This window comes from Shinella sp. M27, from assembly GCF_049199905.1.
Taxonomy (GTDB): Bacteria; Pseudomonadota; Alphaproteobacteria; order Rhizobiales; family Rhizobiaceae; genus Shinella.
The window spans coordinates 86,741-105,600 of record NZ_JBLZPK010000028.1 but is presented as its reverse complement, the minus strand read 5'-3'; the positions used below and the strand labels follow the sequence as shown (position 1 = coordinate 105,600).

General features: G+C 64.3%; 16 protein-coding genes. 9 read left to right on the top strand and 7 right to left on the bottom strand.

The window, feature by feature from the left end:
* Nucleotides 1–92 precede the first annotated feature (92 nt).
* Nucleotides 93–6,746: a hypothetical protein gene (locus tag ACOZK4_RS11365; protein ID WP_421591984.1), complete on the top strand. Its 6,654-nt coding sequence runs from the start codon at nucleotides 93–95 to the stop codon at nucleotides 6,744–6,746.
* Between the two features lie 94 nt (nucleotides 6,747–6,840).
* Here ACOZK4_RS11365 and ACOZK4_RS11360 read toward each other — a convergent pair whose 3' ends face one another.
* Nucleotides 6,841–7,131, bottom strand: a complete 291-nt coding sequence (locus ACOZK4_RS11360; RefSeq protein WP_313529220.1) for a hypothetical protein — start codon at nucleotides 7,129–7,131, stop codon at nucleotides 6,841–6,843.
* Nucleotides 7,132–7,343: 212 nt separating this feature from the next.
* On the opposite strand from ACOZK4_RS11360, the gene ACOZK4_RS11355 reads away from it, so the two are divergent.
* Nucleotides 7,344–7,880, top strand: coding sequence for a glyoxalase superfamily protein (locus ACOZK4_RS11355; protein ID WP_421591983.1), 537 nt, complete (start codon nucleotides 7,344–7,346; stop codon nucleotides 7,878–7,880).
* 29 nt (nucleotides 7,881–7,909) lie between these two features.
* Here ACOZK4_RS11355 and ACOZK4_RS11350 read toward each other — a convergent pair whose 3' ends face one another.
* Nucleotides 7,910–8,419 carry a GNAT family N-acetyltransferase gene (locus ACOZK4_RS11350; RefSeq protein WP_421591982.1) on the bottom strand — a complete coding sequence of 170 codons (510 nt, stop codon included), beginning with the start codon at nucleotides 8,417–8,419 and terminating at the stop codon, nucleotides 7,910–7,912.
* A 287-nt stretch (nucleotides 8,420–8,706) separates the two neighbouring features.
* Here ACOZK4_RS11350 and ACOZK4_RS11345 point away from each other — a divergent pair, with 287 nt between their 5' ends.
* Nucleotides 8,707–9,693 (top strand): glutathione S-transferase family protein, encoded by a 987-nt coding sequence (locus ACOZK4_RS11345; RefSeq protein ID WP_421591981.1) that lies wholly within the window; start codon nucleotides 8,707–8,709, stop codon nucleotides 9,691–9,693.
* A 2-nt stretch (nucleotides 9,694–9,695) separates the two neighbouring features.
* On the opposite strand, the gene ACOZK4_RS11340 is transcribed toward ACOZK4_RS11345, so the two are convergent.
* Complete coding sequence (locus ACOZK4_RS11340; protein ID WP_421591980.1) at nucleotides 9,696–10,199, bottom strand: NUDIX domain-containing protein; 504 nt, start codon at nucleotides 10,197–10,199, stop codon at nucleotides 9,696–9,698.
* Between the two features lie 113 nt (nucleotides 10,200–10,312).
* On the opposite strand from ACOZK4_RS11340, the gene ACOZK4_RS11335 reads away from it, so the two are divergent.
* The 5 genes from ACOZK4_RS11335 to ACOZK4_RS11315 all read left to right on the top strand — a co-directional run bounded on the left by ACOZK4_RS11335 (nucleotide 10,313) and on the right by ACOZK4_RS11315 (nucleotide 14,294).
* On the top strand, nucleotides 10,313–11,215 hold the full coding sequence (locus ACOZK4_RS11335) for a metallophosphoesterase family protein (protein ID WP_421591979.1): 903 nt from the start codon (nucleotides 10,313–10,315) through the stop codon (nucleotides 11,213–11,215).
* A 116-nt stretch (nucleotides 11,216–11,331) separates the two neighbouring features.
* Entirely contained in the window at nucleotides 11,332–11,967 is a 636-nt protein-coding gene (locus ACOZK4_RS11330) for a tetratricopeptide repeat protein (RefSeq protein ID WP_421591978.1), read from the top strand.
* A gap of 193 nt (nucleotides 11,968–12,160) precedes the next feature.
* Nucleotides 12,161–12,679, top strand: coding sequence for an RNA polymerase sigma factor (locus ACOZK4_RS11325; RefSeq protein ID WP_313529193.1), 519 nt, complete (start codon nucleotides 12,161–12,163; stop codon nucleotides 12,677–12,679).
* Nucleotides 12,680–12,681: 2 nt separating this feature from the next.
* A complete protein-coding gene (locus ACOZK4_RS11320) occupies nucleotides 12,682–13,530 on the top strand; it encodes an anti-sigma factor family protein (protein WP_421591977.1) in 849 nt (282 codons plus the stop codon).
* Between the two features lie 197 nt (nucleotides 13,531–13,727).
* The gene (locus ACOZK4_RS11315) at nucleotides 13,728–14,294 is read left to right on the top strand and encodes a hypothetical protein (protein ID WP_313529184.1); all 567 of its coding nucleotides are present in this window, start codon (nucleotides 13,728–13,730) and stop codon (nucleotides 14,292–14,294) included.
* Nucleotides 14,295–14,367: 73 nt separating this feature from the next.
* Here ACOZK4_RS11315 and leuA read toward each other — a convergent pair whose 3' ends face one another.
* Nucleotides 14,368–16,077, bottom strand: coding sequence for a 2-isopropylmalate synthase (leuA, locus tag ACOZK4_RS11310; protein ID WP_421591976.1), 1,710 nt, complete (start codon nucleotides 16,075–16,077; stop codon nucleotides 14,368–14,370).
* A gap of 391 nt (nucleotides 16,078–16,468) precedes the next feature.
* Here leuA and ACOZK4_RS11305 point away from each other — a divergent pair, with 391 nt between their 5' ends.
* Entirely contained in the window at nucleotides 16,469–16,663 is a 195-nt protein-coding gene (locus ACOZK4_RS11305; RefSeq protein ID WP_421591975.1) for a hypothetical protein, read from the top strand.
* A 52-nt stretch (nucleotides 16,664–16,715) separates the two neighbouring features.
* Here the strand turns inward: ACOZK4_RS11305 and ACOZK4_RS11300 are convergent, their stop codons facing one another.
* From ACOZK4_RS11300 to ACOZK4_RS11290, 3 genes are all read right to left on the bottom strand, one after another.
* Nucleotides 16,716–17,294, bottom strand: a complete 579-nt coding sequence (locus ACOZK4_RS11300; RefSeq protein ID WP_117366840.1) for an ATP-dependent Clp protease proteolytic subunit — start codon at nucleotides 17,292–17,294, stop codon at nucleotides 16,716–16,718.
* Between the two features lie 142 nt (nucleotides 17,295–17,436).
* Entirely contained in the window at nucleotides 17,437–17,901 is a 465-nt protein-coding gene (gene queF, locus ACOZK4_RS11295) for a preQ(1) synthase (protein ID WP_421591974.1), read from the bottom strand.
* Nucleotides 17,898–18,815 (bottom strand): cation diffusion facilitator family transporter, encoded by a 918-nt coding sequence (locus ACOZK4_RS11290; protein ID WP_421591973.1) that lies wholly within the window; start codon nucleotides 18,813–18,815, stop codon nucleotides 17,898–17,900. The genes queF and ACOZK4_RS11290 overlap by 4 nt, the downstream gene beginning before the upstream one ends.
* Nucleotides 18,816–18,860: the final 45 nt, after the last annotated feature.

Genomic DNA, 18,860 nt, shown 5'->3' with positions numbered 1-18,860 from the left:
ACAGGCTCAGGCAAGCTCACGCCTGTAACGCATAGACTGACCGATAGTGGATTTCGTCTGTTCTTTCGTCTCATTTTCTCAGGATTTTGCCTATGACGTCGATCGTTTCCTCCTTGAGCATCCCCCAGATCAAGGCGCTTTCGACAGCAGCCATCCAGAGCTGGTCGACCGAGGACGTCGCTTCGCTGACGACCTCGCAGCTCAATGCCTTTTCCTCCAAGCAGATCGCGGCGCTGGAAGCGGAAGACATCGAGGTTCTCGGCTCGGGCCAGTTGAGCGCCATCTCGCAGACCGCCATCATCGGACTGACGCTGGAACAGCTCGGTGCGCTCGATCGTGCGATCAGCAGCCTCACCCCCAACCAGATCGCCGCCCTCAGCACCACCCAGGTGAAGGCGTTGACGGAAGACCAGGCCGAGGCCCTGACCTCGGCGCAGGTGCGCGTCCTGAGCGCCGCCCAGCTCGCCGTCTTCGAACCGGAGGAGATCGCCACTTTCTCCACCGAGGATATGGCTGCGATCAACTACAAGGCCGTGCAGGGCCTCAGCACGGCGGCCATCGCGCTGCTTTCGGACGAGCAGATCGGCAAGCTGAACGCACAGGCGCTCGCCGGCTTCTCGAACGCGCAGATGGCCGCGCTCACGCCCGAACAGGTCGCCGCCCTCTCCACCGCGCAGGTCGCCCAGTTGAAGCCTGCGCAGATCGCGGCGCTTTCGACCGCGGCTGTCGCAGCCTTCACCTCGACGCAGATCCCGGCGCTCACCAGCACCGCCATCACCGGTCTCAGCGCAACGCAGATCCGTGCACTCGACGTCGATCAGATCGAAGCGCTGACGCCCGCCCAGACCAAGATGCTGACGGCCGCACAGCTTACCGCCATGGGCTCGGCTGGCGTTCTCACCTTTTCCGCCGCCGACATTGCCGCCATTTCCGTCGGTTCGCTCTCCGGCGTCAGCACAGGCGCCATCGCCGCGCTCTCCAGCGCGCAGATGGCCGGCCTGACTGCAAACATCATCACCGGGTTGACCGCCACGCAGGTCAGCGCCCTGACCTCCGACCAGATCGGCAATCTGACATCCGCTCAGATCCGCGCCCTGAGCTCGTCACAGCTTGCCGGCCTGTCCTCCGAGGACATCGCAGCGCTTTCGACAGACGCCATGTCCGCCCTCACCGCCAAGGCGTTGAAGGGCCTCGGTACGGGTGCCATCGCAGCGCTGTCCGACAATCAGATCGCGTCGCTGACGACCGCGCAGGTCAACGCGCTGGCCGCCTGGCAGATCGCGGCACTCGGCACGGCCGGTATTGCCGAATTCAGCACCGCCCAGATCACCGCCATCAACGCGAGCGCGATCACGGGCCTGACCTCGGCACAGGTCGGCGCCCTCGATATGGATCAGTTGGAAGCTTTCACGCCGATCCAGGCAAAGGCGTTCACGTCCACGCAGCTCTCCGTGCTCGACGTCCAAACGATCGAAGCCTTTTCCTCGGCGGACATCGCCGCCTTCGCCGCAACGGCCATTGCCGGTCTCAATACGGCGGCCATTTCCGGATTGTCATCCGCTCAGATCGCCGCTCTGAGCGCCAAGTCCATTTCGAGCCTGACGACAGCCCAGATCAACACACTCTCGGCCGAACAGGCCGAAGCCCTCACCGTCGTGCAGATCCGCGCGCTGACGGCCACCCAGGTCGGCGCGATCGATCCCTATACGTTTGAAGCCTTCACCGGCACGAAGCTCGCCGCCCTCCAGCCGGCAGCGCTGCTCGGTCTCGGCACGGACGCACTCGCCGCCCTCAGCACGGCCCAGATCGCAGCGATGGCACCCAGCCAGATCGCGGCGCTCAAGCCGTGGCAGCTCGGTGCGCTCGATGCCGATCAGGCCGAGGCTTTGACGCCGGCACAGCTTCGCCTGCTGAGCGCCACCCAGCTGTCGGGTTTCAGCGCCGAAGCGCTTGAGACCTTCTCGACCGCCGATATCGCCGCCCTTGCCAACAAGTCGGTCGCCGGCCTCACCACCGACGCCGTCGCGGCCCTGACGACGGCCCAGATCGCCGCCCTCAGCGCCGCCGCCTTCTCCAGCCTCACGGGCGCGCAGATCGGCGCGCTCAGCACCGAGCAGATCGGTGCGCTTTCGACGCTGCAGGTTGCCGCACTCGGCATCGTGCAGCTTCGCGCGCTGGATCCGGAAGGGTTCGAGTCGCTTACCTCGGCCCATATCGCTGCAATCAACAGCAAGGCCATATCGGCGCTGGGCACCGATGCCATCGCCAACCTTTCCACCGACCAGATCGCGGCACTCAGCACCGGCACCATCGCCAGCCTCACCGCCAAGCAGCTCGGCGTGATGACCACGGCCCAGGCCGAAGCCCTGACCTCGGCGCAGGTGCGCGCCCTGACGTCGAGCCAGCTTTACGCGCTCGGCAACGACAATATCGCGACCTTCTCGACGGCCGACCTCGCCGCGATCCACAGCAAGGCGGTGCCCGGTCTTCCGACCGGAGCGCTCGCCGCCCTCTCGAGCAACGAGATCGCCGTCCTGACCACCGCCCAGATCGTCGGCCTGACCACCGCGCAGATGGCGGCCATGGACCCGGAATTCCTGGGCTCGCTGACCACCGCCCAGATCGCCGCGCTCAGCACCGGCGTCATCGCCAGCCTCACCACGGCGCAGATCGCCGAGCTCGACACCGCACAAGCCGAGGCGCTGACCTCCGCGCAGGTGCGCGTCCTCACTTCGGACCAGCTCGCCGAATTCACGTCGCAGGAGATCGCGACCTTCTCCACCGCCGATATCGCTGCCATCACCAAGGGCGCTGTCGGCCTCAGCGAGGAGGCGATCACCGGCCTGTCGACCGCCCAGGCCGCCGCACTCAGCCGCAATGCACTCGCCAGCCTGACCTCCGGACAGATCGAGGCCTTGACGACCGCCCAGATCGCCGCCTTCACGACGGCACAGATCGGCGCCTTCACCTCCATTCAGATCGCGGCCCTTGAATCGCAGGACATCCGCGCCCTGTCCACGGCCCAGATCGCCGCGATCGCCAACCGCGCGCTTGCCGGCTTCACAACGGGCACCATCGCCGGCCTGAGCTCCGATCAGATCGCCGCTATCAGCACCATCGCCATTTCCGGCCTGACCACCGCCCAGCTCGATGCCCTGAACTCGATCCAGGTCGGCCTGTTCTCCACCGCCCAGCTCAAGGCACTGACCGCCGCCCAGCTCGGTGCGCTCGGTGAAAATCTGGCCGTGCTGTCCAGCGAGCAGATCGCAAGCCTCAATTCGTCGGCCATTCCCGGCTTGACCACCAGCCAGATCGACGACCTCACCGCCGGCCAGATCGCCGCTCTCTCCACGGCGCAGATCGGCATGCTGAACGGCCAGCAGATCGCGGCCTTCAGCCCCACGGAAATCGCCGCCTTCACCACGGCGCAGATCGCAGCGCTGGGCGTCACGGGCATTCCGGGCTTCACGAGCGACCAGATCGAAGCCCTCAGCACCAGCCAGATCGCCGCGCTCTCCAGCCGCCAGATGGGCGCGCTCACCTCCGCCCAGCTCGGCGCGATGACCACACAGAACATCGCGGCTCTCACTCCGGGTCAGATTGCAGGGCTCAATGCGGGCGCCATTCCGGGCTTCACCTCGCAGCAGCTCGCCACGCTCACCACCAGCCAGGCCGAGGCGCTGAACGAAGCCCAGATCGGCATCATCTCCTCAGAGCAGATCAGCGAGCTCGGCACCGACGACATCGCCACCTTCTCGACCAAGGATATCGCCGCGATCACGGCGGGCGCCATCGGCGGCCTGTCGGCGGCAAAGATCGCCTCGCTCTCCCCGCAACAGATCGCAGCCCTCAACACGGCAGCCATCGCCGCCATGACGACCGCGCAGATCGCAGCCCTCTCGACCGCACAGGCCGAAGCGCTGACGAACACGCAGGTCGCAGCGCTCGGCTCCACGCAGTTGGCAGCGCTCGGTGCCGACGACATCGCCACCTTCTCCTCCAAGGATCTGGCATCCATCACGTCGGATGCGATCGGCGGCATGTCGACGGCGACGCTCGCGGCCCTTTCGACCACCCAGATCGCATCGCTGGGCACCGCAAGCATCAGCGGGTTGACGGCCCGCCAGATGGCCGCTCTCGGCACCGCGCAGGCCGAAGCCCTGAGCAGCACGCAGATCGCCGTTCTCTCTTCCACGCAGCTGGCCGCGCTCTCCTCGAATGCGATCGCCACCTTCTCGACGCGCGAAATGTTTGTCATCGGCACGGATGCCATCACGGGCCTGTCGACGGGCGCGATTGCCGGCCTCTCCACCAGCCAAATCGCCGCCCTCAACTCCATGTCCGTCGGCAGCCTGCTGCCCCGGCAGATCGCGGCCCTCACCAGCGATCAGCTCGATGCGATGACGCCTGCCCAGGTGCGCGCCCTCGACGCCCGGCAGATCGCCTCGCTCGGCACCGAATATATCGCAGCTCTCTCGACGGCGCAGATCGCGGCCCTTTCGACCGCCGCCGTCGCCGGCATGTCGACCGCACAGATCGCCGCCATGACGACGGCGCAGGCCGAAGCGCTCTCGAGCACGCAGGTCGGTGCGCTGACCTCGCGCCAGATCGCCGCCCTCGGCATGGACGACCTCGATACCTTCTCGACCGCCGACATGGCCGCCATCAGCTCCAGCGCGATGTCCGGCCTGTCGACCGGCATGCTCGCTTCGCTGACGACCAGCCAGATCGCAGCACTTGGCCCGGCCGGGCTTTCCGGCATGACGAGCGAGCAGATCGCCGCCCTCAGCAGCACGCAGGTCGCGGCCCTCACCACCGCGCAGATCGCCGGCTTCGGCTCCAAGCAGGTGGCAGGTCTCGCCACGGAAGACATCGCGGCCCTCTCGGCCGCGCAGATCGCCGCGCTCGGCACGGGCGGCATCGCCGGCCTGACGACCGCGCACATCGCCGTGCTCTCCACCGAACAGGCGGAGGCGCTGACCAGCACGCAGATCGCGGCGTTCAAATCGACGCAGATCGCCGCCTTCCACACCGACACGATCGAAACCTTCACCGCCCGTGAACTCGGCGCGATCGGCTCCAGCGCGGTCGCCGGCCTCTCGACGGCGATGATCGCGGTCCTGACGACGGCACAGATCGCCGCCCTCAACGGTTCGGGCCTGACGAGCACGCAGGTCAATGCCTTGAGCTCAACCCAGCTCGAAGCCCTGACGACGACCCAGCTTGCCGCGTTCAGCTCTGCCCAGGTCGGCGGTCTCGGCACGGATGATATCGCGCTGCTCTCGCCCGCGCAGATCGCCGCCCTCGGCACCGCCGGCGTCGCGGCCCTGACGACCAGCCAGGTGGCGGCCCTTGCTCCGGATCAGGCAGAGGCGCTGACCAGCACGCAGGTCGCAGCACTCAGCTCCACGCAGATCGGCGCGCTCAGCACGGATGACCTCGCGCTGTTTTCCAACGATGACATGGCCGCGATCAGTTCGCGTGCCATTGCCGGTCTCTCGACATCCGCGCTCCACGCGCTGACCGAAAGCCAGATCGCGGCGATGAGCCCGTCCGGCATTTCCGGCCTCGCCAGCGACCAGATCGCCGCGCTCAGCACCGATCAGGTCGAGGCGCTGACGAGTGCGCAGGTCGGCGCACTCACCTCACGCCAGCTTTCGGCCTTCACCGCCGCCCAGCTGCACACCTTCTCGACAGCCGACATGAGCGCCATCAGCTCGATCGCCATGTCGGGCTTGCCCGCCTCGATCCTGTCCGGCTTCAGCGCTGAGCAGATCGCGGCCCTCAGCCCGGCCGGATTCATCGGCCTGTCGACAAGCCAGATCGACGCGCTCAGCACGAGCCAGATCGCCGGGCTTTCCACGGCGCAGCTCGCCGCCCTCGGCTCCCGCCAGATCGGCACGCTCGGCACCGACGACATCGCCGCCCTGACGGCCGCACAGATCGCCGCCTTCAGCACCTATGGCATCGCGGGTCTCACCAGCGCGCAGGCCGCAGCCCTGACGCAGGAACAGGCCGAAGCGCTGTCGTCCGCACAGGTCGCATCGCTGAGCTCCGGCGCACTGGCCGGCCTCTCCACGCAGGCGCTCGACACGCTCTCGCTGGCCAAGCTTTCGGCCATCGGCTCCTCCGCCATCCGCGGCCTGCCGGCAAGCTACCTCGCGACCCTGTCGGACGCCGAAATCGAAGCCCTCGGCACGGGCGCAATCTCCGGCCTGACCAGCACCCAAATCGGCGCGCTCACCGTCGATCAGTTGGAAGCCTTCTCCGTTGCGCAGATCGGCGCCCTCAGTGTCTCCGGTCTCGCCGGCCTGACGACCGCCCAGATGCAGACGATCTCGGCCGACGAACTCGCCGCGATCAGCCCGGCGGCCCTGAAGGGCCTGTCTTCCGCCGCCATGAGCTCGCTCTCGACGGAAAACGTCGCAGCGTTGAGCAAGACCCAGCTTGCTGCCCTGAGCTACAGCCAGATGGCAGCGTTGAGCGCCACGCAGATCGGCGCACTCTCGGCCGATCAGGTCGGCGCGCTGACAGCGACGCAGGCCGCAGCCCTCGGCGCCGACGATTTCGGCAGCTTCTCGGTCGATCACATCCTGGCGCTCAGCTCCAACGCCATCTCCGGCCTCAGCACGGCAACGTTGGCCGGCCTCACCTCCGAACAGGCCAATGCCTTCACGCCCGGCCAGCTCGCCGGCATGACCTCGGCGCAGATCAGCGCCCTGTCGCAGGCCGGCGCTTCGGTGTAGAGCGTCTCGTTCACCGATACGTCGTCCGGATCGGAATCGAAAAGGCCGCCCTCAGCGTTTGAGGGCGGCCTTGTCGTTTGATGTGCGTCGCCGGTCAGGACGGATTGTATGTCGGGAAGCCGCTGCATTTGCTGCCAATCGCCGATCGGCAATCTTGCGGCCGATAAAGCCGCTTGTAGCCGCCCCGCTCGGCGCGCAGCCGCTGCTTGCGCTGATGCGCGCGCAACTGAGCTTCTGAGCTGGAATACTGCGCGCCGGCCTCCTGGGACGGGGCCGTCGTGCAGCCGGCCATGCCGAAAGTGCCTGCCATTACCAGCGCGACAACGGTGAGAAGAGCTCTGTTCCTGCGCATCCGATCCTCCATGCAATTGACCTTGCATACCATGCGCGCTCCTTTCAATGAATGACAGAAGCGACTTTTCAAAGCGCCCTTCCCTGCGCTATGGTTCCACCACGGCCGGAGGCGGCCGGCAGACCCGCGCCTTTCCAAGGCATGGCGAACGCCTCCCAAAGAACCTTTCTCCACCGTTCATCGTGGGCGAAGGCGTCGGCAATGCGGGCACTGACGAAGACTTCGCCGTAACGAAAGGAACGGACATGCGCGACTACCGCGATGCCAAAGCCATGGCAAAGGCCCTGCGCGAAGCCCTTGCAACCCGCAACACCGAGATCAGCCACAGCGAAGCGCTGGAAATCGTCGCCCGCCAGTTCGGCGCCGACACCTGGAACATCCTGTCGGCCAAGATCGAGGCAAAACCGAATCCCGCCGGCATTGAATTCGAGCAGGCCGTGCCGATCGTGCGTATCTTCGACGTGCCGAAGGCGCAGGAATTCTATCTCGGTTTCCTCGGCTTCACGACGGACTGGGAGCATCGCTACGGCGATAATTTCCCGCTCTACACGCAGGTTTCGCGCGGCGGTCTGCGGCTGCATCTGTCGGAACACGCCGGCGATGCGACGCCGGGCGGCAACATGGTCGTCTACATGAAAGGCATCCGCGCCTTCCAGAAGGAACTGATCGCCAAGGACTATCGCTATATGAAGCCCGGCCTTGAGGACGAGGGCACGCGGCTGGAGGTGACGGTCACCGACCCCTTCCAGAACCGCATCCGCTTCATGGAGCACAAGGACTGACGGTCAACCGACGAGGGGGCTCCCCCTCGTCACTCCGCCCGCCAGGCGATGGCGCCCTTCAGGCGCTCATGCGTGTCTTCCGCGAAGGGCATGACGAGCACGCGGGCAGGATCGACCGGACCGGGGAAAGCCAGCGCATTCCACGCGACCTTTTCGAAGCCGAGCGGGCCGTAATAGGGCGGATCGCCGACGAGCACGACGGCCTCCGAGCCTTTCCGCTTGGCGGCAGCGCAGGCGATGGCGAGCAGTTCGCGGCCGATGCCCCGGTTCTTGTGCGAGGGCCGGACCGCCAGCGGGCCGAGCAGGTGCGCCTTCACGCCGCCGGCCAGAACCGGCGTCATGCGCACCGAGGCGATCGTCTCGCCGTCATCCGTGCAGACGAAGGAAAGCGACAGATCGTGCGGCCCCTGCTCGCGGATGCGCGCGGCGGCGCGCACATGCCGGCCGGGACCGAAGGCTTCTTCGTTGATATGTTCGATTGCGGCGTCGTGGGAGGCATCTTCCGTCAGGTAGACGATATCGTGCTTGAGCATGTTCATGGATCAGGGAACCGGAATACGAAGCTGGGGATGCGGGTTATCGCGCCGCCGCCGGAGGGGGGGCAGCAGGAGCATCAGCGTCGTCGTGGGTTTCCCGTGTGGAACATGCGTATCGTCTTCCTCGCCGGCTTGAGCGCCGGTGCTGATCTGCGCGGATAGCAGAAATTTTCCTTCTGTTAAAGAGCAAAACGCACCGTTCACTAAAAAGCGCCTATCCAGCATGCGCCCATGCGCTATCTATGAGCCCACATTCAGGCCGCGACCGGCGGCAAAGGAGATCGAAAATCATGGGCATGCTCGTTGACGGCGTCTGGCATGACGTCTGGTACGATACCAAGGAGACGAAGGGTCATTTCAAGCGTTCTGTCTCGCAGTTCCGCAACTGGATCACGCCGGATGGCGCGCCCGGCCCGACCGGCGAAGGCGGTTTTGCGGCCGAGGCCGGCCGCTACCACCTCTATGTGTCGCTCGCCTGTCCCTGGGCGCACCGCACGCTGATCTTCCGCAAATTGAAGACGCTGGAAGACCTGATCACCGTCTCGGTCGTCGATCCCCTGATGCTGGCCAAGGGCTGGGAATTCAAGGGCGAGAACGGTGGCACGCTCGATCCGCTGTTCGGTGCTTCAGCTCTTTATGAGGTCTATCTGAAGGCCGATCCGCACTATTCCGGCCGCGTGACCGTGCCCGTGCTGTGGGACAAGAAACAGAACCGCATGGTCTCCAACGAATCGGCCGAGATCATCCGCATGTTCAACTCGGCCTTCGACGGCCTCACCGGCTCGCGCGACGATTATTACCCGGAAATCCTGCGCGCCGAGATCGATGCGCTGAACGATACGATCTACGACACCGTCAACAATGGCGTTTACAAGGCGGGCTTCGCGACGACGCAGGAGGCCTATGAAGGCAGCGTCATCAAGCTGTTCGAGATGCTGGACAGCCTGGAAGACCGGCTTTCGACGAAGCGCTACCTCACCGGCGACCGGATCACGGAGGCCGACTGGCGGCTCTTCACCACGCTGGTGCGCTTCGATCCGGTCTATGTCGGCCACTTCAAGTGCAACATCCGCCGCATCGCCGACTATCCGAACCTCTACGGCTATCTGCGCGAGCTCTATCAGGTGGAGGGCGTCGCCGAGACGGTCAACATGCACCACATCAAGGAGCACTATTACCGCAGCCACACGATGATCAATCCGACCGGCATCGTGCCCGTCGGTCCGGACATTCACCTTGCAACGCCGCATGGCCGCGACACGCTGAAGGCGGCCTGAGCCTACCAGAAATCCGCGAAGACGGTCCGCCCGGCGATTTCCTCCAGCCGCCGGCGGGTCGCTGCGGTGGTGGCCGCCGGCAAGGCATCGAGCGTGAAAAAGCCGGCCTCGACGATTTCGCGATCCTTCAGGCGCGGCGCCGTCTGCGTAACGCCATCGCACCGATAGAGCAGGACGTGATCGCGCTTGCTCGTCTGCCTGTTGAAATAGACATGCAGAAGCCGCGGCGGCGCGCCGAGCGCGAGATTGCCTTCCTCCCGGATTTCCTTGGCGACGGCCTCTAGCGCCGTCTCGCCCCGCTCGATGCCACCACCCGGCAGATGCCAGCCCGGCACATAGCTGTGTCGCACGAGGAACACGCGGCCCGCCTCGTCGAAACAGGCCGCGCGCACGCCCATCGTCATGCCGCGGGCCAGTGCAAAATAGAGATGCGCCAGGCGTGTCACGGCACGGGCCGCAAGGCTGCGGGTCGGCGGCGAAGCGGGTTGTGGCCTATCCTGTTCCATTCCGGCACTTCGCCGGAACCTTTCGGGCAAATCAAGTCTTGCAGGTCGAAGCTTCGGGAATATCCACGCGCTTCGCGTTTCCCTAGGCGGACTTATGCTCTAAGGAGGGGGGTATGTTCAGACTTGCCCACATATCGGACGTCCATCTCGGTCCGTTGCCCGCCCTCACCTTTCTTGAGCTTTTCTCCAAGCGGATCACCGGTTTCGTCAACTGGCATCGCAACCGCCGACGCCATCTCTTTACCAACACGCTCGACATCGTGCTCGACGATATCGAGCGGCGCGATCCGGACCATCTGGCGATCACCGGCGATCTTGTGAACCTCGCTACCTCGCTGGAAATCTCGGCGGTCAAGAAGTGGCTGCCGGAGGCCGGCACGCCGGAACATGTCTCGGTGGTGCCGGGCAATCACGACGCCTATGTGCGCGGCGCCTATGAGAAGACGACGCGGGCCTGGTATCCCTATATGCGCGGCGATGCGGCCCCGGCTGAATGGGAAGAAGACAGGCATGTCTTCCCCTATCTGCGCATCCGCGGGCAGGTCGCGATCATCGGCTGCTCGACGGCGGTGGCAACGCCGCCCTTCTCGGCATCGGGCTATTTCGGCAGCCGACAGGCGCGCGAGACGGTCAACCTGCTGCGGGCGGCCGGTGAAGCCGGGCTCTTCCGCGTCGTGATGATCCACCACCCGCCGATTCGCGGCGCGACCTCGTTCCACAAGCGCATGATCGGCATCCGCCGCTTCGCCGCGACGATTTCTACCGGCGGCGGAGAACTCGTGCTGCATGGCCATACCCACCTCAACACCGTGCACTGGCTTCCCGGCCAGACGAAGCAGGTGCCGGTGGTTGGCATCGCCTCGGCCTCGCAGGGACCGGGCGGCCACAAGCCTCCCGCGGGCTACAATCTCTTCACGATCTCAGGCGCGCCCGGAAACTGGAACCTCATGCGCGAACGCTACGCGCTGACACCGGACGGCCTTGCGCTGACGCTTGCGGAAACCACGCGTTTCTGACGCTTTTCCGCGAATAAATCCTCTCGCCCGCCCGTACTTCCTTCTCAGAGCGGTCTGCCGAAAGCCGGCCGTTCGAGACGGCCCGCGTCCGGCAGATTCCGATCGAGAGGGAACCCATGACCATGCTTCGCCACACCATGTTGCTTTCATTCTGCGCCGCCGTCTCGCTGACGGCGCTTTCGTTCGCGCGTGCCGCCGATTCCGACACCACCACGCCGCCGGTCGCCACGGAAACGACGACGACCTGCACCGACGGCAAGATCTGGAGCGAGGAAAAGAAGGAATGCGTCGCGCCCGAGGACATGAAGCCCGCCGAGACCACCCCGGCTGAAGGCACGACACCGGCGGACGACAAGGCCAAGACCGAAGAGCAGAAGAAGACCGAGCGCGAGATCGACGACAAGCTCTACACGGCCGCCCGCGAATTCGCCTATGCCGGCCAGCACGAGAATGCGCTCAGGGCGCTGCGCGCCGCCTATAACCAGGAAGATCCGCGCATCCTCAACTATATGGGCTACAACACCCGTAAGCTCGGTAACATGCAGCTCGGCATGACCTACTACAAGCGCGCGCTGCAAAAGGACGAGAACTACATCCTCGCCCGCTCCTATATGGGCCAGGCCTTGATCGAACAGGGCGACATCGAGGGTGCCCGCGTCCAACTCGTCGAAATCCGCGACCGCGGCGGCGAGAACACCTGGGCCTACCGCGCCCTTCTCCAGTCGCTCGGCGGCGAGCGCACCACCTACTGACCTGCCGTCAGGCGCCGTCCGAAAACGGGACGGCGCCCATCACATCAAGATCAATCGTTGAGGAACGCGGGAAACTGCGCTCCGGGATGCCGTTCATGCTTGCAGACCCCAGGAAGAATGTTTCATATCAGGCGGTCGCTCCGGCTCAGGGAGCGAATAGAGTCTTGATCCCGAACGTTTCCTTGGAAAAGCAATGCGTCCGACGGCAGAATCGAATGAGTTCCGGCGAGAATTGGTCAATTTGCTGCCCAAGTTGCGCCGTTTTGCCATGACGCTGACGCGCAACAGCAGCGATGCGGACGATCTCGTGCAGGAGGCTTGCGAAAGAGCCATCACGCGGGCTCATCTCTGGAACGGGGAAGGCCGGCTGGAAAGCTGGGTTTATGCCATGACACGCAATCTGTGGGTGGACGAGATCCGCAAGCGAAAGGTCCGCACAGGCCAGGGCACGGTAGATGTCGCCGAGCAGGATACTCTTCACATCGAGGCGTCGGCCGACAAAGCGGTCTATGCCAAACAGTTGCACAAGTTGATCATGACCATGCCCGAGGGCCTTTCCAGCGTCTTTCTCCTGGTGAATGTGGAAGGCCACAGCTATCGCGACGCCGCCGACATTCTCGGCATTCCGATCGGCACCGTGATGAGCCGGCTTTCAGCCGCCCGCATCCGGCTGGCGGCCATGATCTCCGAGCAGACGGAAAGGAGGGCCTGACCGTGGAAAGCACACAGGGTCTCCCGATCGAAGTGCGGCTATCGGCCTATCTCGACGGCCAGCTGCCGCGCGCGGAAATGAACGAAATCGACGAAATCCTCGCGCAGGACGACGATGCGCGCGAGGTCTTCGAGAAGCTGAAGCTCGGCAGCGAATTCGGCGCGCGCGCCTTCGAGCGCATGTTGCAGGAGCCGATCCCGCTCGATCTCGTGCGCAACATCAAGGAAGCCCGCAGCAGCGACGACGACGCGCCGAAGCTCGGCATCGCCGGCATTCCGGTCGCCGCGACGCCTGCCCCGCGCCGCAGCGCGTTCTGGCCGCAAGCGCTTGCCGCGTCGCTCGCGATTTTCATGGCGGGCGTCGTTGCCGGCTATCTGATCTCCGAGCAGCAAGACACCGACGGCCCGATCCAGATTGCCGCCGCACCGCGCACCTGGCTTGATGACATCGCGGATTATCACCGCATCTATGCGCGCCAGACGCGCCATCTCGTGGAAGTGCCCGCGAGCGACCAGGACCACATCGTGGAATGGCTGTCGGCCAGCACCGGTGTGCCCTTCAAACTGCCCGACCTTTCCGGCCAGAACCTGAAGTTCGAAGGCGCGCGCCTGCTCGTCGCCGGCGGAAAGCCGGCGGCCCAGTTGCTCTATCGCGATGCCGAGAACGAGATATTCGCCATCTGTTTCCTGCAGAGCGACCCGGTCGAAGGCAAGACGACGCTGGCCGAAAGCATGCGCAACGACATCGGTCTCGTCTCCTGGCAGCAGGGCAAGGCCTCCTATGTCGTGGTCGGCCCGTCGGCGGATCCGAATCTCGAGCGCATCGCGGAAGCGGTTTCCACCAGCATCTGAGCGGCAGGCCGCCTTAAAAAATGGCGGCGCCGCTCCACGGCCGCTACTATGCGCCTTCCTTATTCTCCGCCACCACTGCCATCTCCTTTCCGATTACAACCCAACTTTGGCCAAGTCCTGCGCCGTGTCCGTCCACAGCCGCCACTTGTGGGCGTGGCTGCGATCGTCCATGAGGGTTTGATACTGGGGAGAATGGTATGAGCGAAGCCTTCGGTTTCATGTTCGCCTTTTACGGCCTGCTGCTGGGCCTCGCCGTGGTCGAGGTCGCATCCGGCTTCTCGCGCGCCTATGACGAGCGTCAGCAGCGCAGGATCGGCATCGTCGCCCCGCTCTTCGGCCTGCTGCTTCTGGTCGATCTCATCACGTTCTGGATGAATGCCTGGGCCTATCGCGACATGGCCGAGGTCAACTACATGATCGCCTATGCGGTCGCGGTGGTCGCCCTGCTCTACTACTTCGCCGCCACCCAGGTATTTCCCAAGGCGACCGAAAAGGACACGCTCGACAACCACATCATGGAACACCGCCGCGTCGTGGTGTTCTGCGTGCTGGGCAGCAATCTGATGACCCAGATACCGCCGGCCATCTCCGCCGTCACGACGCCATGGCCGCTCTCGACCTTCGCGCTCTGGATCACGCTCAACGCGATTTACTACGCGCTCCTCCTCACGGCCGCCTTCGCGAAGAGCAAGCGGGTGGTGACGATCGTTGTAGGCGTGGCGGTGCTTTACGTGCTCACCGCGACGGCGCTCTTCGCCGGGTAGGCTTTCCGCAAACCCAAAAGAAAGAGCCCGGAAGCAAACGCTGCCGGGCTTTTGTTTTGAGAGAGCGGGTCGATCAGCCGCGCGTTGCGAGCACGCGATTGGCGGCCGAGACGATGGCTTCGAGCGAGGCCGTCACGATGTTGGTGTTGATGCCGACGCCGAACAGCTTGCCGCCGGGATGCACCACCTCGACATAGGCGATGGCCGCCGCATTCGAGCCCTGCTGGAGCGAATGCTCGGAATAATCGGCAACCGACATGGGAATGCCGAGATAGATCGACAGCGCGTTGATGAACCCGTCGATCGGGCCGGTGCCCTTGCCCTCGATGCGCTTCGTCTCGCCGCCGTCGGTCACCTCGGCGGCGACGATGCGCGAGCCCTTCTGGCCGCTTTCATCCGGATAGGTGTGGTGGTCGACGAAGCGCAGGCGCGTGCCCGGCTGCGTGACGTAACGCTCCATGAAGCTCTCATGGATGCGCTTGGCTGGCAGCTCGACGCCCTCTTCGTCCGTAATGCGCTGGATCTCGTCGCGGAACTCGACCTGCAGGTTGCGCGGCAGGTTGATGCCGTAGTCTTCCTGCAGGATATAGGCGATGCCGCCCTTGCCGGACTGCGAGTTGATGCGGATGATCGCCTCGTAGGAACGGCCGACGTCCTGCGGGTCGATCGGCAGATAGGGCACTTCCCACAGCGGCTTGTTGGCCTTCTTGATGGCCTTCATGCCCTTGTTGATGGCATCCTGGTGCGAGCCCGAGAAGGCCGTGTAGACCAGCTCGCCGACATAGGGGTGGCGCTCCGGAATGGCCATCTCGTTGGAATATTCATAGACCGACTTGATGCGCTCGATATCCGAGCAGTCGAGCTTGGGATCGACGCCCTGCGTGTACATGTTCAAGGCCAGCGTGACGACATCGACATTGCCGGTGCGCTCGCCATTGCCGAACAGCGTGCCTTCGACACGGTCCGCGCCGGCCATCAGGCCCAGCTCGGTTGCCGCAATGCCCGTGCCACGGTCGTTGTGCGGGTGCAGCGAGATGATGACGTTCTCGCGGTTGTCGATGTTGCGGCACATCCACTCGATCTGGTCGGCATAGATGTTCGGCGTCGCCATCTCGACGGTCGAGGGCAGGTTCAGGATCAGCTTGTTGTCGGCCGTCGGCTTCACGATCTCGACGACCGCGTTGCAGATTTCCAGCGCCACCTCCAGTTCGGTGCCGGTAAAGCTTTCCGGCGAATATTCGAAGCGGTAGCCGCCGCCGGCCTTGGCGGCCATATCGGTGATCATCTTGGCCGCGTCGGTGGCGATCTGCTTGATGCCGTGCACGTCCTTGCCGAACACCACGCGGCGCTGCAATTCGCTCGTCGAATTGTAGAAGTGGATGATCGGGTTATGCGCGCCCTCCAGCGCCTCGAAGGTGCGGGTGATCAGTTCGGGGCGGCACTGCACCAGAACCTGCAAGGACACGTCCTGCGGCACGTTGCCCTGCTCGACACACCAGCGGGCGAAATCGAAATCGGTCTGCGAGGCCGAGGGGAAACCGATCTCGATCTCCTTGAAGCCCATGTCGAGCAACAGCTGGAACATGCGGGCCTTGCGGTCGTGGCCCATTGGATTGATCAGCGACTGGTTTCCATCGCGCAGGTCCACCGAACACCAGATCGGCGCCTTGTCGATGACCTTGCCCGGCCAGGTGCGGTCGGGGATGCTGATGGTCGGATAGGCCTGATACTTGGTGGCGGCTTCAGGCATGCCCTGCTTGGGAGAATGGGTCTTCAAAATCATCGCTTCGTCTCTTCGTCGTCCCGGCATTCGCGAAAGCGTCATAGCGCCTAACGAGCGCGAATGCACCGGAATTCATACACTGGGGGTGAAACGAGGAGCTATTGCCGGGCGGGCTTTGTCGGCCGCCGGGCGCTCCTCAACGAACCCGGCAACCGCGCGTAAGGCCGAGAAGAAGAAGCGAGGAGAAGCCGCGCGAACGCTCGGCGACAGCAGTGCTGCCACGGGAAACGCGTTCGATGATCTGTGCGCTGGTCTTCAACATAGGCCGTCTATACCGGCGCGATCGTGAAAGCGCAAGCACCCCTCTCCTGAAACTTCGGCCACCGCTGCACCGTTCATCAAAAGACACAATTGACGCGGACAATCGAAGCACGCAGTCTGGGAGGTGATCATGAAATATCTTTCCCTTATCCCCTTCGCCCTTCTTGCCGGATGCATGACGCCGCCCTCGCCCCAGACGATCGCGGATAACGCCTATTGCACCCGCCTCTACGGCGCCGTCAGCGACTACAAGGTCCAGTGCCTCTACGAGCGCTCGATCGGCAACAACGATCCACCCGATCCGTTCTCGCGCCGCAGGCAATAAAAAACCCTCCGCCGACGGCGGAGGGTTCTCAATTCAGCGAAAGCGCATCCGCTCAGATATCGGCCTGCGAGGTCACGATGCGCGAAACCAGGCCGTAGCCCTTGGCTTCCTCGGCGGAGAGCCAATAGTCGCGATCCGTGTCCTTGGCGATCTTCTCGATCGGCTGGCCGGTGGCGTCGGCGAAGATCTTGTTCAGGCGCTCGTTCATCTTGATGATTTCACGGGCCTGGATCTCGATATCCGATGCCATGCCGCGGGTGCCGCCCGACGGTTGATGCAGCAGGAAGCGGGTGTTGGGCAGGCAAAGGCGCTGCTCCTTGGGCGCAGCGACATAGATCAGCGCACCGGCGGAGGCGACCCAGCCCGTACCGATCATCCAGACCTTCGGCTTGATGAACTTGATCATGTCATGGATCGAATCGCCCGATTCGACATGGCCGCCCGGCGAATTGACGTAGATGCGGATGTCTTCGTCGCTGGCGGCGGCAAGCGCCACAAGCTGCGAGCAGACCTTCTGCGCCAGTTCCTGGTTGATCGGCCCATAGATGAAGATCGAACGCGACTTGAAAAGGTTCGCCTCCGTTTCCTTGCCCAGGGGCAGTTCCGTCTTCTTGTCGTCCTCGTCGCTCATCCAAAGTCTCCGGATTTGTCGTCAGAATAGTCTTGGTCGCTGTGTCAGATAATGCGACTCACTGGCCAAGACAATGCAACAAAACCGATAGAGGGCGATAGAGCCTGCCGGGATGACCGGAAAACAGGGTAAATGGCACTGGTCAGCCGCGGCCGCGATAGGGCGGCACACCCTGCTCGGGGATCCATGCCCCCTCGGGTGCGGCTCCGGTCTGCCAGAACACATCGATCGGGATGCCGCCGCGCGGATACCAGTAAGCGCCGATGCGCAGCCATTTCGGCTCCAGGAGGTCGACGAGCCGCTTGGCGATGTCGATGGTGCAATCCTCGTGGAAGGCGCCGTGGTTGCGGAAGGAATGCAGGTAGAGTTTTAGCGACTTCGATTCGACCAGCCAGCCATTCGGAATGTAGTCGATGACGATATGCGCGAAATCCGGTTGGCCGGTCATCGGGCAGAGCGAGGTGAATTCCGGCGCCGTGAAGCGCACCACGAAATCCGTGCCCGCATGGCTGCTCGGCACGCGCTCCAGCATGGCCGTATCCGGATCTGCGGGAAGATCGACCTTCTGCCCCAATTGGGACAGGCCTGAAACGTCCGTCTTGCTCATCGTGGGATCCTTTCGATCTTGACCTTGATACCATGCGCCTTTTCGGTTTCCGGCTCGACATGGATGGCGATCTGCGCGCCGGGCTGCACGGCGACGATCGCCTCCTCCAGTCGGTCGCAGATATCGTGCGCCTGCCCGACCGGCATCGCCGCCGGCACGACGAGGTGGAAATCGACGAAAGTGGCCGATCCCGCCCGCCGGGTCTTCAGATCATGCACGCCGAGCGAGCCCGCGCCATGGGCGGCGATGGCAGCCTTGATCGCCTCCGCCTCCTCCGGCTCCACCGCATGGTCCATAAGGCCGTCGACCGAATGGGTAATGACCTTCCAGCCCTGATAGAGGATGTTGAGCGCAACGAGCACCGCCAGCAAGGGGTCGAGCACCGCATACCCCGTCAGGATGGCCAGCACGAGGCCGACGAGCACGCCAGCCGAGGTGACGACGTCGGAGAGGATGTGCTGCCCATCCGCCGACAAGGCCGGCGAGCGGTAACGGCGGCCGGCGCGGATCAGCACATAGGCCCAGAGCGCATTGATCAAGCCGGCGGCGAAGTTGATCGCAAGGCCGAGCACCGGCGCTTCCATCGGCGTCGGGGCGAAGACGGCCGGCAGGGCCTCTTTCACGATGAGCAGCGCCGCCACGACGATCAGCACGCCCTCCAGGACCGCCGAGAGGTATTCCGCCTTATGATGGCCGAAGGGATGGGTCGTATCGGCCGGTTTGGCCGCATAGCTGATCGCCGCGAAGGCAACGATGGCCGCCACCACGTTGACGCTCGATTCCATGCCGTCGGACAGAAGCGCCACCGAGCCCGTCACCCACCAGGCGACGAGCTTCAGCCCCATCACGCCCAATGACAAGGGAATGCCCCAAAGCGCCAGCCGCTTGACCGTGCTGCTATCCGTTTTTTCCATAAAACTCTCCATGCGCATGCAAACGAGTTGCAAAAAGCCTGGCCC

Bases quoted from the DNA above. Each gene is read 5' to 3' on its own strand.
- ACOZK4_RS11300 (WP_117366840.1), bottom strand. From the start codon at position 17,294: ATGAGCGACGAGGACGACAAGAAGACGGAACTGCCCCTGGGCAAGGAA.
- ACOZK4_RS11365 (WP_421591984.1), top strand. From the start codon at position 93: ATGACGTCGATCGTTTCCTCCTTGAGCATCCCCCAGATCAAGGCGCTT.
- ACOZK4_RS11290 (WP_421591973.1), bottom strand. From the start codon at position 18,815: ATGGAAAAAACGGATAGCAGCACGGTCAAGCGGCTGGCGCTTTGGGGC.
- ACOZK4_RS11350 (WP_421591982.1), bottom strand. From the start codon at position 8,419: ATGAACATGCTCAAGCACGATATCGTCTACCTGACGGAAGATGCCTCC.
- ACOZK4_RS11355 (WP_421591983.1), top strand. From the start codon at position 7,344: ATGCGCGACTACCGCGATGCCAAAGCCATGGCAAAGGCCCTGCGCGAA.
- ACOZK4_RS11345 (WP_421591981.1), top strand. From the start codon at position 8,707: ATGGGCATGCTCGTTGACGGCGTCTGGCATGACGTCTGGTACGATACC.
- leuA (WP_421591976.1), bottom strand. From the start codon at position 16,077: ATGATTTTGAAGACCCATTCTCCCAAGCAGGGCATGCCTGAAGCCGCC.
- ACOZK4_RS11305 (WP_421591975.1), top strand. From the start codon at position 16,469: ATGAAATATCTTTCCCTTATCCCCTTCGCCCTTCTTGCCGGATGCATG.
- ACOZK4_RS11325 (WP_313529193.1), top strand. From the start codon at position 12,161: ATGCGTCCGACGGCAGAATCGAATGAGTTCCGGCGAGAATTGGTCAAT.
- queF (WP_421591974.1), bottom strand. From the start codon at position 17,901: ATGAGCAAGACGGACGTTTCAGGCCTGTCCCAATTGGGGCAGAAGGTC.
- ACOZK4_RS11340 (WP_421591980.1), bottom strand. From the start codon at position 10,199: ATGGAACAGGATAGGCCACAACCCGCTTCGCCGCCGACCCGCAGCCTT.
- ACOZK4_RS11360 (WP_313529220.1), bottom strand. From the start codon at position 7,131: ATGGTATGCAAGGTCAATTGCATGGAGGATCGGATGCGCAGGAACAGA.
- ACOZK4_RS11335 (WP_421591979.1), top strand. From the start codon at position 10,313: ATGTTCAGACTTGCCCACATATCGGACGTCCATCTCGGTCCGTTGCCC.
- ACOZK4_RS11330 (WP_421591978.1), top strand. From the start codon at position 11,332: ATGACCATGCTTCGCCACACCATGTTGCTTTCATTCTGCGCCGCCGTC.
- ACOZK4_RS11315 (WP_313529184.1), top strand. From the start codon at position 13,728: ATGAGCGAAGCCTTCGGTTTCATGTTCGCCTTTTACGGCCTGCTGCTG.